Genomic DNA, 11,029 nt, shown 5'->3' with positions numbered 1-11,029 from the left:
GACAGCTCCAGGGTCCTGCCGCGCTCGCGCTACTCGTCGCGCTGCGGGTTGTAGCCACCCAGGCTGCTCGCCGGATCGTCGATACGGCTCAACAGCCGCTGCATCGACGCCTCGACGAGTGCGGCATCCAGGGTGCGGGCGTCGGCCGGACTGACCGCGCCGAGGTCAACCAGCTCTGATTCGACACCGTACTGCTCAGTCACACCGCACTCGCATCTATGGACAGGCGGCGACACTGCCGCAACCGGACAGAGCTCTGCCCCCAGAGGGGGCTCGACGGCCCAGGTGGGCCGACGGTCACGCTACGCGGGACTATGGCAGATCTCGAATGGTTTTGGCGCCAACGAAGTGTGGTCGGCGGGTGGGACGGCCTTCATCGGGCCACCACGGGTCAGTCGCTCGCCATGGCGCGCCGGACACTCTCGTGGAGCAGGGTGCGGCGCTGCTCGTGCAGTTCCGGGGGCTCTTGGGCGGTTGCGGCGTAGACGTTGCTGACCGGGGACCAGGCCATGGACATGGCGATGACCATGGCCATCAGGTCGAAGGGGTCCCCCTGACGCACCAGGCCCGCGGCCTGCGCCTCGGCGATGGCCCGCAGCTTGCGGTCGTCGAGGCGGTCGGGGTCCTCGACCAGGTGGCCCGTCGGGCGGCGCTCCAGGCGCGCCCAAGTGGCGAGGCGGATGAGGTCGGGACGGCGCAGGTACTCGTCGTAGAGGCGCACCGCCCAGTCCGCGAGGTCCGTGGCGTCGATCGGGACGACGTTCACGATCCGCTCCAGCGAACCGAAGAAGATGGCGTCGAAGAGCCCTTCCTTGTTCCCGAAATAGGCGTAGAGCTGCGCCTTGTTCGTGCGCGCGGCGGACACGATCCGCTCGATGCGCGCACCGGCGATCCCGTGCTCGGCGAATTCCTGGGTCGCCACGTCGAGGATGCGCTGGTAGGTCGCGGCTCCGCGGGTGGTCAGGGGCTGGTCTGCCATGTCCGCCAGGCTACCAAACAGAACAGTTGGTTTGCCTGATGGCGCGATCGCCCCTACTCTCCAAATAGACCGAACAGTCTGTCTGAGGAGAGCCCCATGAGGACCACCATGAGCTGGCAGGCCGAAGGACCGGCGGCGACGCTGCGGCGGACGCCGCTGAAGCGGCGCGACCTGCGCCCCGACGACCTCGCGGTCCGCGTGGACTACTGCGGGGTCTGCCACACGGACCTGCACGCCGTCAACGCCCGCGAGGAGGGCCAACCCCTGGTGCCGGGGCACGAGTTCACGGGCGTGGTGACCGAAAGGGGTGCCGGAGTCACGGACTTCGTTGTCGGCGACGCCGTGGCGGTGGGCAACATCGTCGACTCGTGCGGCACGTGCGCCATGTGCCGGGCCGGCCAGGAGAACTTCTGCCACGCGTTCCCGACCCTGACCTACGGTGGAGTCGACCGCCACGACGGAACGACCACCCAGGGCGGCTACTCCCGTGAGTACGTCGTCCGATCGCGCTTCGCCCATCCCCTTCCCCCCGGCCTGGACCCGGCCGCCGCCGCTCCCCTGCTCTGCGCCGGGGTCACCGTGTGGGAGCCGCTGCATGCCCTCGGGGTGGGACCGGGTTCGCGCGTCGCCGTGGCGGGACTGGGCGGTCTCGGCCATCTCGCCGTCAAGATCGCCGTGGCGCTCGGCGCGGAGACCTCGGTCATCAGCCGGTCACCGGACAAGGCCGACGACGCCCACCGCCTCGGCGCGCACGATGTGATCGTCTCCACCGACGCGGACCGGATGGCCGCCGCCCGCGACCGGTTCGACGTCGTCATCGACACCATCGCCGCCCCGCACGACCTCGGCCCCTACCTGCGCCTGGTCGCGATGGACGGAACGCTCAGCCACCTCGGCCACCTGGGCTCCGTCACCGTGGAGACCACCGACCTGCTCATCGGACGCAAGAGTCTGAGCTCGGCGGGCAGCGGCGGCAGGCCCGCGACCGCCGCCATGCTGTCCTTCTGCGCCGAGCACGACATCACCGCCGACATCGAACTGCTCCCCTCGGCCCGTGTGAACGAGGCACTCGACCGGCTGCGGCGCAATGACGTCCGCTACCGCTTCGTGCTCGACATGTCCGACCTGGACTGAGGAAGCGGCCGGGGACCGCTCGGCCCACCGCGGCAACCATCGCGGGCACGGCGACGACTACGGGGCGAGCCGCTCATCGGAAACTCCCCGAAGGAGACGTTCCCATGACCATCCCCCGCTCCCCCGTACTCGTCCGAGCCCGATCCCGCGTACGGAACTCGCTGCACGCCAGGCGCCTCGCCTGCCTCACCGGTGCCACGGGCATCGCCGCCGCGGCCGTCCTGGCCGTCCCGGGCACGGCCGCCGCACACGGCGTGGCCATGGTGCCCGGGTCGCGCACCTACCTGTGCTACAAGGACCTGCTCGCCAACTCCTCCACGCAGATGCCGACCAACCCCGCCTGCAAGGCGGCGGTGCAGGAGGCGGGTACCACGCCGCTGTACAACTGGTTCGCGGTGCTCGACTCCAACGCGGGCGGCCGCGGCGAGGGTTATGTCGAGGACGGCACGCTGTGCAGCGCGGGCGACCGCAGCCCCTACGCGTTCTCCCCGTACAACGCCGCCCGCACCGACTGGCCCGTCACCCATCTCACCGCGGGCGCCACCGTCGAAGTGAACTACAGCAACTGGGCGCACCACCCCGGCCAGTTCAAGGTGTACGTCACCAAGGAGGGCTTCGACCCGCAACAGCCGCTGGGCTGGTCGGACCTGGAGAGCGTGCAGACCGTCCAGAACCCGCCGCAGAACGGCGGCCCCGGCAGCGAGGCGGGCCACTATTACTGGGACCTGCAACTGCCGGAACGTTCCGGCCGCCACATGCTGTTCGTCCAGTGGATCCGATCCGACAGCCAGGAGAACTTCTTCTCCTGCTCGGACGTGGTCTTCGACGGAGGCAATGGCGAGGTCACCGGATTGACCGGTGGTAAACAGTCCAGCGCCGCCGTGACCGCGCTCGGCGCGGGCGAGAAGAACACCAAGGCGGATGCGGTGCACGAGGACCATGGCGGCCACGAGGGGCATGGCGGCGACGCGTCGGCTGCTTCCCGCCGCGCGGCCGACGCCGCTCCGGACATCGAGAACGCCGCCTCCGACTCACCCCTGGACTCCCCCGGCCCCGGCCTGATCAGCGCCCTCGCGGGTGCCGGTGCCGCGGTCCTGGTCGGCGGTACGGTCCTGCGCCTGCGCCAGCGGCGGCCATCGACCACCGATCAGTAGGGAAGGCGGCGCAGGCGAGGGGAGAGGCCGGGCGATACGACGGCGAGGAATTCTTCCTGCCCGGCCGGTATCGCCCGCCTCCCCCTCATGAATTTCAGCCGAACCACGCCTTACGGCACATCGTCACGCGGCAGAGGAGTTGTCAAACACCCCTGGCCAGACGCCAGTTGTGTCATCGGCGTCGGAATTTTGCTTACACCTCCGCGCAATTCGGATCACAACCAACCGCAAACCCCGGCGGTCACACGTAGTTGCAAGGACCACATACGTCGCACGGAGGTTATGCAATGCCCTCTCACCTCATTCGCCGCCGGGTTTTCCGTACCACGTCGGCGGTGACGCTGGCTCTCGGTACGGGGCTGGCCGCTCCGCTCCTCCTGGCGGGCACCGCCGGAGCCGCGGCGCCGGAGGCGACAGCCGCGTTCAGCGCGAGCGATCACGCGATCGTCTACACCGCCGCCCCCGGCCAGACCAACAAGGTCTCCGTCACCGCGTCCATATCCGAGGGATCCGAAGAGATCGCCTACGTGATCGACGACGCCGTCCCGGTCAGCGTGGGCGAGAGCTGCTCCTACCCCGACGGCGCGGACCGCACCAAGATCTCCTGCACGGTCGCCACCCTGGAGTCACAAGACCCGTACGCCACCTTGATGTTGGACCTCGGCGACGGCGACGACAGTGTGACCCACGACAACACCACCGACCAGGCCTACTACTTCACCTCGGCGGACCTGGGCGACGGCAAGGACACCTGGACGCACATCGGCGGCGTCGACGGCAACTCCGTCCACGGACAGGCGGGCGACGACAACCTCACGGTGGGCGAGGCCGGAGCGGCGAGCGGTGGTGACGGCAAGGACACCATCCACGCCGCAGACAGCAGCATCGCGCAGGGCGGCAACGGCAACGACACGATCTACTCGGACGGCCGGGAAAGCGCCGTCGACGGCGGCGCCGGCGACGACGTGATCCAGGGCGGCGCCGCCCGGCAGCACCTGACCGGCGGCGACGGCAACGACACGATCCGCGGCGGGGCCGGCGACGACTTCATGTACGGCGGCAAGGGCAACGACGTCCTGTACGGCAACAGCGGTGACGACACGATCTACGGAAACAGCGGCAACGACAAGCTGTACGGCGGCGCGGGCCGGGACACCCTCTCCGGCGGTCCCGGCACGAACGTCGTCCGCCAGGACTGACGGCGCACACCGCCGGGGGTGCCGTGCTCAACCGCAGTCTGACCGGCGAGCGACCACTTCCCCTTGGGCAGGCCGTCGTCGAAGAGGCGCGGTCCGCCGCCGAGGAAGACCGGGAAGATCGTGAGCGCGAGGCGGTCGACCCGGTCGGCCGCCGGCAGTGCCTTGATGACGTTCTCGCTGGAGAGCACGAGAACGTCGCCGCCCTCGGTCGCCTTGAGGTCCGTTGCCACCTCGGCTGTCGGCTTGTCGACGATGGCCGTCCGCTCCCGCGGCGCCTCGTCGAGGGTGGCGGAGAGCACGACCTTGTCGGCGCCGACGAGCCACTTCGCGAAGGCCTGGTGCCTGTGGGCGCGCGGCGTCAGGTCCGCGCGCCCACAGGCTGCTGGGTGGCCGTTCTGCCGGGTGGACGCTCTGCCGGTGGCCGCTCTTCCAGGTGATTTCTACGCGGGGGTGGTGATGCGCCTGACCGCCTGGCTCGTCAGGTCGCGGCCGTGCGGTGCGCCGTCCAGGGCGCGGTGCAGGGCGAGCCCCTCGATGAGCGCGTCCAGTTGGCGGGCGGTGTCCGGCTCGAAGTGGCGTTCCAGGAGGTGCCGGCTGCGGCGCATCCATGCCTGGGTCAGCTGCCGGTACTCCGGGCGCCGGGCGGCGAGGGTGTAGAGCTCCTGTGTGAGGACCAGATCGCGCCGAGGCCCTTCGGAGAGCGTGTGGATGAGGTCGGTGACGGCCTCACGCGCCTGTTCGGGGCTGTCGGCGTGGTCCAGGTACCGCTCGAAGACGGCCACGATGTGGTCGGCGAAGAGGGTGAAGGCTTCGCGCAGCAGGTCGTCGATGCCGGTGAAGTGGTACGTCATCGAGCCGAGCGGCACGGCGGCCCGTGTGGCGATCTTGCGGTGGGAGACACCGGCGACGCCTTCGTCGGCGATGTGGTCGAGGGTGGCGGCGAGGATGCGTTCGCGCCGCTGCGGGTCCGCGTGTCCGGTGGCCATCGCGACGGCTCCTAGAGGCCGCGGATCGGGCGGGCGGGGTTCCCGACGGCGACGACGTCGGCGGGTACGTCCTTGGTGACCACCGCGCCGGCGCCGATGACGCTGTTGTCCCCGATCGTCACGCCGGGGCAGACGATGACGCCGCCGCCGAGCCAGACGTTGTCCCCGATGGTGATGGGGAGCGCCGCTTCCAGCTTGTCGCGCCGGGGCCGCGGCTCCACGGGGTGGGTGGGGGTGAGGAGTTGGACGTTGGGGCCGATCTGGCAGTCCTCGCCGATGGTGATCCGGGCGACGTCCAGCGCGGTGAGGTGGTAGTTGACGAAGGTGCGGGCCCCGATGGTGATGTTGCTGCCGTAGTCGACGTACAGCGGTGGCCGCACCTCGACGTCCTCGCCGACCGAGGCGAGCAGTTCGGCGAGGACCGACCGGGCCTCGCCGGAGTCATCGAGGAAGACGGCCTGGTAGCGGGCCGCGAGCCGCATGGCGCGCTGTTGCCTGCGGGCGATCTCCGGGTCGTCGGCGATGTAGAGGTCGCCCGCGAGCATGCGCTCCAGGTTGGTGCGCGGGTCGTCAGCAAAGTAGTCCGTCGACATGCGTACGATCGTACACTCTGGAAGGTACGACCGTACGCTCTGCCTGCGTCCGAGGGTGGACAAGGGCGCCGACCCATGGGGCGGGCCCGGCGGGGTACTCGGAAGCGCGACAGCGGTGCCGTCGTCGATTCCGAGGAGGTACGTGCCGTGCGCGCCTTCAAGCGCTGGTTCGACCGGAGTTTGACCGCGCAGGCGGTCTTGATCTTCCTGCTGGGCGTGGGTGTCACCGCGCTGTTCCGCCGGGACGAGCATCCGGTCGTGTGGGTGATCCAGGGCGTGCTCTACGCCGCCATCGTCATCGCGTTCGTGGCCGTGCAGCGCCGCAGGGCCAGCCGCGCGGCCGGCACCGACGCGCGCGGGATCGTCGAGCTCCACCGCAAGATCCGGCATCGTGAGGTGCCGAGGGAGCCCGAGGAGAGGGCGACCATGCGGCGGCTCGTCGCCGAGCAGTTGGGGCAGATCGAACGGGGCCGCCGGTGGCTGCCGTACTGGCTCGGCTCCATGATCCTTGTCGCCGTCGGCACGCTCGCCGCCGGGGTGGCCACGGGTTCCTGGGTCCTTCCGCTGATCCTCGCGGCTGCCGTGATCGGGTTCTGCTGCTGGGCCCTGTGGATGCGTCGCCGCTCCATCGACCGCTTCCGCTACATGCGCTCCTCCTTGCAGAGTTAGCAGGAGGTACGACGCGGCCGGCCGCTGTGAACGCGCACCCTCAGCTGACGGGGTCGCCGACGACGCCGCCGGTCGCCGTGCGGATCGCGTGGGCGTAACGCCGAGCGACGGCCGTCACGTCGATGAACTCCGACAGGTCGGCTCCGGCGAGGATGGCGGCCCCGATGTGCTCGTCCAGCACGCGCACGACCGCGGCGGCGGCCGCGGCGTGCGTCCGCACCTCAAGGTCGTCGGCCGGCCGCTCGAGACGGCTGCCGATGATCACGCACAGCTCCCGCTCCGTCTGGTCGCAGGCCATCAGCCATGCCGTGCGCAGCGGCGGTTCGGTGTCGGCGAGCCGGATCATCTTCATCGCGAGCATCTCGTCGGCGAGCTCGACGGGCGCCTTGCCGCCCAGTCCGGCCAGTTCCGCGGCCAGGTGGTCCTCGATGGATTTCTGCCGGGGCCAGCGGCGCAGCACGCTCAACAGGGTGAGGACGCCCTGCATGACGATCGGCTCGGCACAGCTCTCCTTGCTGCGAAAGTGCCGCCAGATGGTGCGCGTGGACAGACCCACGGCCTCGGCGATCTGATCGCCGCTAGTCGAGGCCACTCCCTGCTCCCAGAACAGCCGGGCCGCCTCCCGGGAGATCTCCAGACGCAGCCGCGTACGCCGCTGCTCGCTCATCCCTCCCCCGCTGCGTCGCTCCGTCGCCACGGCGCCTCGCCACCCTTCCCTGCTGATGTCATCAAACGGCATTGTGTCACTAAGTGGCAGAGGTGGCGAGATGGCGCCGCTCCGGCGTCGCAGCCGCTGACCTGCCTGAAGCCCGGGCTGCTACGGGAGGCGGGGCTGACCGACGACACTGCGGACGCCTGCTTCCCGATCACGTCAGCGGCCTGCGACGTCCTGGCGGCGGCGACGGTCTGGCAGGTGCGCGGGGCACTTGGACGGCAGCGGTACACGATGGGCCAGTGCCTCTCCGCCCCCACGTCGAGTGAGCGCCCGCCTGAACGGGCCCGAGCGCGGGCGGCTCTCGAGAGTGCCGTGAGGGGTGGGGAGAGGGGCTGGTAACTGGCGGCGACTCTGGGTGGGCCGTAAATCACGTGCCCCGAAAATCACGTGCCCCCGAGATCCGAGCGCGCTATCGTCGGCCCCATGAACGTCATCGGCCCGAACACCACCGCGACCGCGCGAGCGACCAGCTCGCCGGTTGCCGCCGCCTGACGTACTTCCCACTTTCCACCGGCGACCGGACACGGTCCGCCGGTGGTTTTCTGTGGCGTCAACGTCCCGGTTCCTGTCTGCGGACCTTCGTCCGGTGCCTCCCCGCTGTGTTTGCGAAGGAGCCACCCCATGAACACCGACATCAGCACCGAGACCAGCACCGGCATCAGCACCGAAGGCATCGTCCGCACGTTCGTCGAGTACTTCGAGGAGCTAGGGCACCGGCGGGTCACCGGTTCGACCTTGCTGCCGCCTTCCGGTGACCCGGTGCTGTTCACCACCTCGGGCATGCATCCGCTCACCCCGTACCTGGAGGGGCGGCCTCATCCGCTCGGCAGGCGCCTGGTCAATGTGCAGCGCTGTCTGCGCACCACGGACCTGGAGGAGGTCGGCGACTCCACCCATCTGACCGTCTTCGAGATGCTCGGCACCTGGTCGCTGGGCGACTACGGGGGCACGCAGAGCCTCGACTGGGGCTACGGGCTGCTCACCGACGGGTTCGGCATCGACCGGCGGCTGCTGCACGCCACCGTCTTCGGTGGCGACGAACGGATCGGGCCCGACACCTCCTCCCTGGAGCTGTGGCAGGAGCGTGGGGTGCCGGTGGAGTTCACCGTCGAGGACAACTGGTGGTCCAACGGGCCCACCGGCCCCTGCGGCCCCGACTCGGAGATCTTCCTGTGGACCGGCGACACCCCTCCGGAGTCGACGCCGACCGGTGACGAGCGCTGGGTGGAGGTGTGGAACCACGTGATGATGCGCCACCGCCGGCTCGACGACGGGTCGCTCGTGCCGCTCCCCCAGCGCAACATCGACACCGGGCTCGGCCTGGAGCGGCTGGCCTTCCTGCTTCAGGGGCGGACCTCGGTCTTCGAGGGCGACCTCTTCGACCCCTGGCGTCGGCTCGTGCCGGGTCTGTGGCAGCTGGACGTGCCGTCGCTGCGCATTGTCTGCGACCATCTGCGGTCCGCCATGGTGGTGATCGGCGACGGGGTACGCCCGGGCAACACCGGCCGCGGCTATGTACTGCGCCGACTCGTGCGACGGTTGCTCACCGTGCTGTGGCGGGACGACCCCTCGCGCGAACTGGTCGATCTGCCGGGCGAGTTGGTGCGGCACACTCTCGACCACTTCCGCCAGGACGTGGATCCGGACGACGTGCGCCGAGTGCTGGTCGACGAGGAGCGGCGGTTCCGCAGGCTCCTGGAGCGGGGGCGGCAGGTGCTCGCCCGGCCCCGGTTCCGGGGCCCGCTGGGCGAGGAGGACTTCCACTATCTCCACGATACCCATGGCCTGCCGCGTGACCTGATCCTGGCCTTGCGCCAGGGGTGACGCCCGCGCCGGGTCAGGGCCGGGGAATGCGCCCCTTGCTCACCATCGCCGCCCGCACCCGCCGCTGCGCCGGGTCGCGGCCGGCGGTGTGCGGGGTGACGTCCCGGCGGGCGGCCTCGTCCAGGACGGTGTGGGTGTTGCTCCGCAGCCGCGTCGCGATCGCCTCGAAGATGGCCGTGGTGTCGGGCCGGAATCCGGAGTAGCGGACGTCCAGGGCGAACGCCGCCGCGTCGACGCCTCCCGCGTTGGCCACGAAGTCCGGCACCAGGTGATGCCGCGCTCGGCGAGGATGCTCTGGGCAGCGGGTGGGGTGGGCAGGTTGGCACCCTCCACGATCAGCCTGGCCTTGATCTCGTGTGCGGTGGTGGGGTCGATGACCTCCTCGAGCGCGGCGGGCACCAACACCTCGCAGTCCACGGCCGGGGTCATGCAGGGCGCCGTGCGCGGTGGAGACCGCGATCACGGTGGCGCCCAGTTCGGTGAAACGCCGGTCCGCCACAGCGCCCACCGCACCGAAGCCCGGGACGGCGACGCGGACGCCGGGCAGGGGCAGGCTCGTGCGGTGGGCCGCGGCGTCGGCCGCTTCGGCGACGCCGTAGCCGGTGACGTCGAGCTTGCTGCTGCGGGCCCTCGGCAGCGACCTGAGCACACAGCTGCCCGTTCTGTCCGGGGCCCGCTGGATCACCAGCCGGGAGACCACGGCCGGTGCGCGATCGCTGGTTCGGCTCTGTGCGGCGGCCGGGTTCGAAGCCGCGGTCGTCCTCCGCAGCAACAACTACGACGTCGTACGGGAGTCGGTGTCCTGCGGACTCGGCGTGGCGGCGGTGCCGGCCTGGGCCATGTGACCGGCGACGGCATCGAGGCCACCCGGCTCACGCAGCGGGCGGCTCACCACACGGTCCTCGCGCTGCACCGCACCGAGAACAGCAATCCGCTGCTGTGCAGCCTGCTGGGCGCACTGCACGGCGCCGTGCCCACGGACGAGCCGTCCCCGCACGCGGCCGACGCACCCCGCCGCCGTGCGAGCCGTCGGGCCGACTAGGTCTGCTTCGCGAAGGTCCCATCTGCCTCTCGGCCCAACGACGGGGCCTCGACAACAGGCCCAGGCATACCGGCAACTCGGCGGGTCCCGTCAGTCCGTGGCCAGCGCGTTGTCCAGGAGGATCTCCGCCGCCGTCCGCGCATGCCGGCCGTAGTCCGCCTCGCCCAGCACCATGGCGCGGCTGGCGGCTCCGTCCGCGAGCGTCACGAGTTGCTCGGCGAGGACGGTGGGCCGGCGGCAGCCCAGTTCCGCCACCAGGTCGGCCACCAGTCGCACCATCAGCAGTTTCTGTTCGCGGGCGTAGGAGTGGACCGCGTTCTGCGGGTCGGGGAACTCCACGGCAGCGTCGATGAACGGGCATCCGCGCACTGGATCCGTGCCCGCCGGGAGCGGATCGAACAGCGCGAGGATTCTCTCCTTGGCGGGGACCTCCTCGCGTACCAGTGCGCCCTCCAGGGTGTGCCCTGTCGAGGCGAGGTCCTTCAGGTGGGCGAGGACGAGCTCGTCCTTGGTCCGGAAGTGTGCGTAGAGGGTGCGCTTGGACACCGGCGCCCGCTCCGCGATCTGCTCCATGCCGGTCGCGTTGATCCCCTGGACCGCGAACAGTCCGGCCGCGGCGGCCAGGATGCGCTCCCGCCCTCCGCGACCCTGCCGCCGAGATGCCGTCGTCGTGGTCATGACGTAAGTATACGCTCGCGTTTACTTCAGAGGGGCCGACTGGTTATGGTGGATTT

General features: G+C 70.4%; 14 protein-coding genes and 2 pseudogenes. 7 read left to right on the top strand and 9 right to left on the bottom strand.

Features of this window, described 5'->3' with window-relative positions; all coding sequences use genetic code 11:
• Positions 1-29 precede the first annotated feature (29 nt).
• Together ACIGXX_RS04425 and ACIGXX_RS04420 are read right to left on the bottom strand one after the other, a co-directional pair.
• Entirely contained in the window at positions 30-203 is a 174-nt protein-coding gene (locus tag ACIGXX_RS04425; protein WP_351155939.1) for a hypothetical protein, read from the bottom strand.
• Positions 204-391: 188 nt separating this feature from the next.
• Positions 392-979, bottom strand: coding sequence for a TetR family transcriptional regulator (locus ACIGXX_RS04420; protein WP_351155942.1), 588 nt, complete (start codon positions 977-979; stop codon positions 392-394).
• 96 nt (positions 980-1,075) lie between these two features.
• Between ACIGXX_RS04420 and ACIGXX_RS04415 the strand changes: the two genes are divergently transcribed.
• The 3 genes from ACIGXX_RS04415 (at position 1,076) to ACIGXX_RS04405 (ending at position 4,466) form a co-directional block, all read left to right on the top strand.
• Entirely contained in the window at positions 1,076-2,113 is a 1,038-nt protein-coding gene (locus tag ACIGXX_RS04415; protein WP_399972588.1) for an NAD(P)-dependent alcohol dehydrogenase, read from the top strand.
• A 104-nt stretch (positions 2,114-2,217) separates the two neighbouring features.
• Positions 2,218-3,267: a lytic polysaccharide monooxygenase gene (locus ACIGXX_RS04410; RefSeq protein ID WP_399972585.1), complete on the top strand. Its 1,050-nt coding sequence runs from the start codon at positions 2,218-2,220 to the stop codon at positions 3,265-3,267.
• Positions 3,268-3,602: 335 nt separating this feature from the next.
• Positions 3,603-4,466 (top strand): calcium-binding protein, encoded by an 864-nt coding sequence (locus ACIGXX_RS04405; protein WP_399972582.1) that lies wholly within the window; start codon positions 3,603-3,605, stop codon positions 4,464-4,466.
• Here the strand turns inward: ACIGXX_RS04405 and ACIGXX_RS04400 are convergent.
• From ACIGXX_RS04400 to ACIGXX_RS04390, 3 genes are all read right to left on the bottom strand, one after another.
• Positions 4,373-4,765 carry a dihydrofolate reductase family protein gene (locus tag ACIGXX_RS04400; RefSeq protein WP_399972579.1) on the bottom strand — a complete coding sequence of 131 codons (393 nt, stop codon included), beginning with the start codon at positions 4,763-4,765 and terminating at the stop codon, positions 4,373-4,375. The two genes, ACIGXX_RS04405 and ACIGXX_RS04400, sit on opposite strands and share 94 nt — an antisense overlap.
• A 141-nt stretch (positions 4,766-4,906) precedes the next feature.
• Positions 4,907-5,452: a TetR family transcriptional regulator gene (locus ACIGXX_RS04395; protein WP_351155949.1), complete on the bottom strand. Its 546-nt coding sequence runs from the start codon at positions 5,450-5,452 to the stop codon at positions 4,907-4,909.
• 11 nt (positions 5,453-5,463) lie between these two features.
• On the bottom strand, positions 5,464-6,045 hold the full coding sequence (locus tag ACIGXX_RS04390; RefSeq protein WP_361464607.1) for a sugar O-acetyltransferase: 582 nt from the start codon (positions 6,043-6,045) through the stop codon (positions 5,464-5,466).
• A 147-nt stretch (positions 6,046-6,192) separates the two neighbouring features.
• Between ACIGXX_RS04390 and ACIGXX_RS04385 the strand changes: the two genes are divergently transcribed.
• Positions 6,193-6,714, top strand: coding sequence for a hypothetical protein (locus tag ACIGXX_RS04385; protein ID WP_366464128.1), 522 nt, complete (start codon positions 6,193-6,195; stop codon positions 6,712-6,714).
• A 40-nt stretch (positions 6,715-6,754) separates the two neighbouring features.
• On the opposite strand, the gene ACIGXX_RS04380 is transcribed toward ACIGXX_RS04385, so the two are convergent.
• Positions 6,755-7,381 carry a helix-turn-helix domain-containing protein gene (locus tag ACIGXX_RS04380; protein WP_351155956.1) on the bottom strand — a complete coding sequence of 209 codons (627 nt, stop codon included), beginning with the start codon at positions 7,379-7,381 and terminating at the stop codon, positions 6,755-6,757.
• A 669-nt stretch (positions 7,382-8,050) separates the two neighbouring features.
• Between ACIGXX_RS04380 and ACIGXX_RS04375 the strand changes: the two genes are divergently transcribed.
• Positions 8,051-9,253, top strand: a complete 1,203-nt coding sequence (locus ACIGXX_RS04375; RefSeq protein ID WP_399972573.1) for an alanine--tRNA ligase-related protein — start codon at positions 8,051-8,053, stop codon at positions 9,251-9,253.
• 13 nt (positions 9,254-9,266) lie between these two features.
• Here ACIGXX_RS04375 and ACIGXX_RS04370 read toward each other — a convergent pair.
• Positions 9,267-9,682: pseudogene (locus tag ACIGXX_RS04370) on the bottom strand (hypothetical protein).
• 52 nt (positions 9,683-9,734) lie between these two features.
• Positions 9,735-9,902, bottom strand: a pseudogene (locus ACIGXX_RS04365) (hypothetical protein); the annotation flags it as partial.
• On the opposite strand from ACIGXX_RS04365, the gene ACIGXX_RS04360 reads away from it, so the two are divergent.
• Together ACIGXX_RS04360 and ACIGXX_RS04355 are read left to right on the top strand one after the other, a co-directional pair.
• Positions 9,856-10,098, top strand: coding sequence for a LysR substrate-binding domain-containing protein (locus tag ACIGXX_RS04360; RefSeq protein WP_399972570.1), 243 nt, complete (start codon positions 9,856-9,858; stop codon positions 10,096-10,098). The pseudogene ACIGXX_RS04365 and the gene ACIGXX_RS04360 overlap by 47 nt on opposite strands.
• Positions 10,095-10,295 carry a hypothetical protein gene (locus ACIGXX_RS04355; protein WP_399972567.1) on the top strand — a complete coding sequence of 67 codons (201 nt, stop codon included), beginning with the start codon at positions 10,095-10,097 and terminating at the stop codon, positions 10,293-10,295. Before ACIGXX_RS04360 ends, ACIGXX_RS04355 begins: the two co-directional genes overlap by 4 nt.
• 90 nt (positions 10,296-10,385) lie before the next feature.
• Here the strand turns inward: ACIGXX_RS04355 and ACIGXX_RS04350 are convergent, their stop codons facing one another.
• The gene (locus ACIGXX_RS04350) at positions 10,386-10,973 is read right to left on the bottom strand and encodes a helix-turn-helix domain-containing protein (RefSeq protein ID WP_361464615.1); all 588 of its coding nucleotides are present in this window, start codon (positions 10,971-10,973) and stop codon (positions 10,386-10,388) included.
• Positions 10,974-11,029 lie beyond the last annotated feature (56 nt).

This window comes from Streptomyces sp. NPDC055243 (assembly GCF_044544025.1).
Taxonomy (GTDB): Bacteria; Actinomycetota; Actinomycetes; order Streptomycetales; family Streptomycetaceae; genus Streptomyces.
Note: the sequence above shows the minus strand (reverse complement) of the source record. Positions and strands in the feature narration are given on the sequence as shown.

Bases quoted from the DNA above. Each gene is read 5' to 3' on its own strand.
- ACIGXX_RS04420 (WP_351155942.1), bottom strand. From the start codon at position 979: ATGGCAGACCAGCCCCTGACCACCCGCGGAGCCGCGACCTACCAGCGC.
- ACIGXX_RS04415 (WP_399972588.1), top strand. From the start codon at position 1,076: ATGAGGACCACCATGAGCTGGCAGGCCGAAGGACCGGCGGCGACGCTG.
- ACIGXX_RS04410 (WP_399972585.1), top strand. From the start codon at position 2,218: ATGACCATCCCCCGCTCCCCCGTACTCGTCCGAGCCCGATCCCGCGTA.
- ACIGXX_RS04395 (WP_351155949.1), bottom strand. From the start codon at position 5,452: ATGGCCACCGGACACGCGGACCCGCAGCGGCGCGAACGCATCCTCGCC.
- ACIGXX_RS04390 (WP_361464607.1), bottom strand. From the start codon at position 6,045: ATGTCGACGGACTACTTTGCTGACGACCCGCGCACCAACCTGGAGCGC.
- ACIGXX_RS04380 (WP_351155956.1), bottom strand. From the start codon at position 7,381: ATGAGCGAGCAGCGGCGTACGCGGCTGCGTCTGGAGATCTCCCGGGAG.
- ACIGXX_RS04375 (WP_399972573.1), top strand. From the start codon at position 8,051: ATGAACACCGACATCAGCACCGAGACCAGCACCGGCATCAGCACCGAA.
- ACIGXX_RS04350 (WP_361464615.1), bottom strand. From the start codon at position 10,973: ATGACCACGACGACGGCATCTCGGCGGCAGGGTCGCGGAGGGCGGGAG.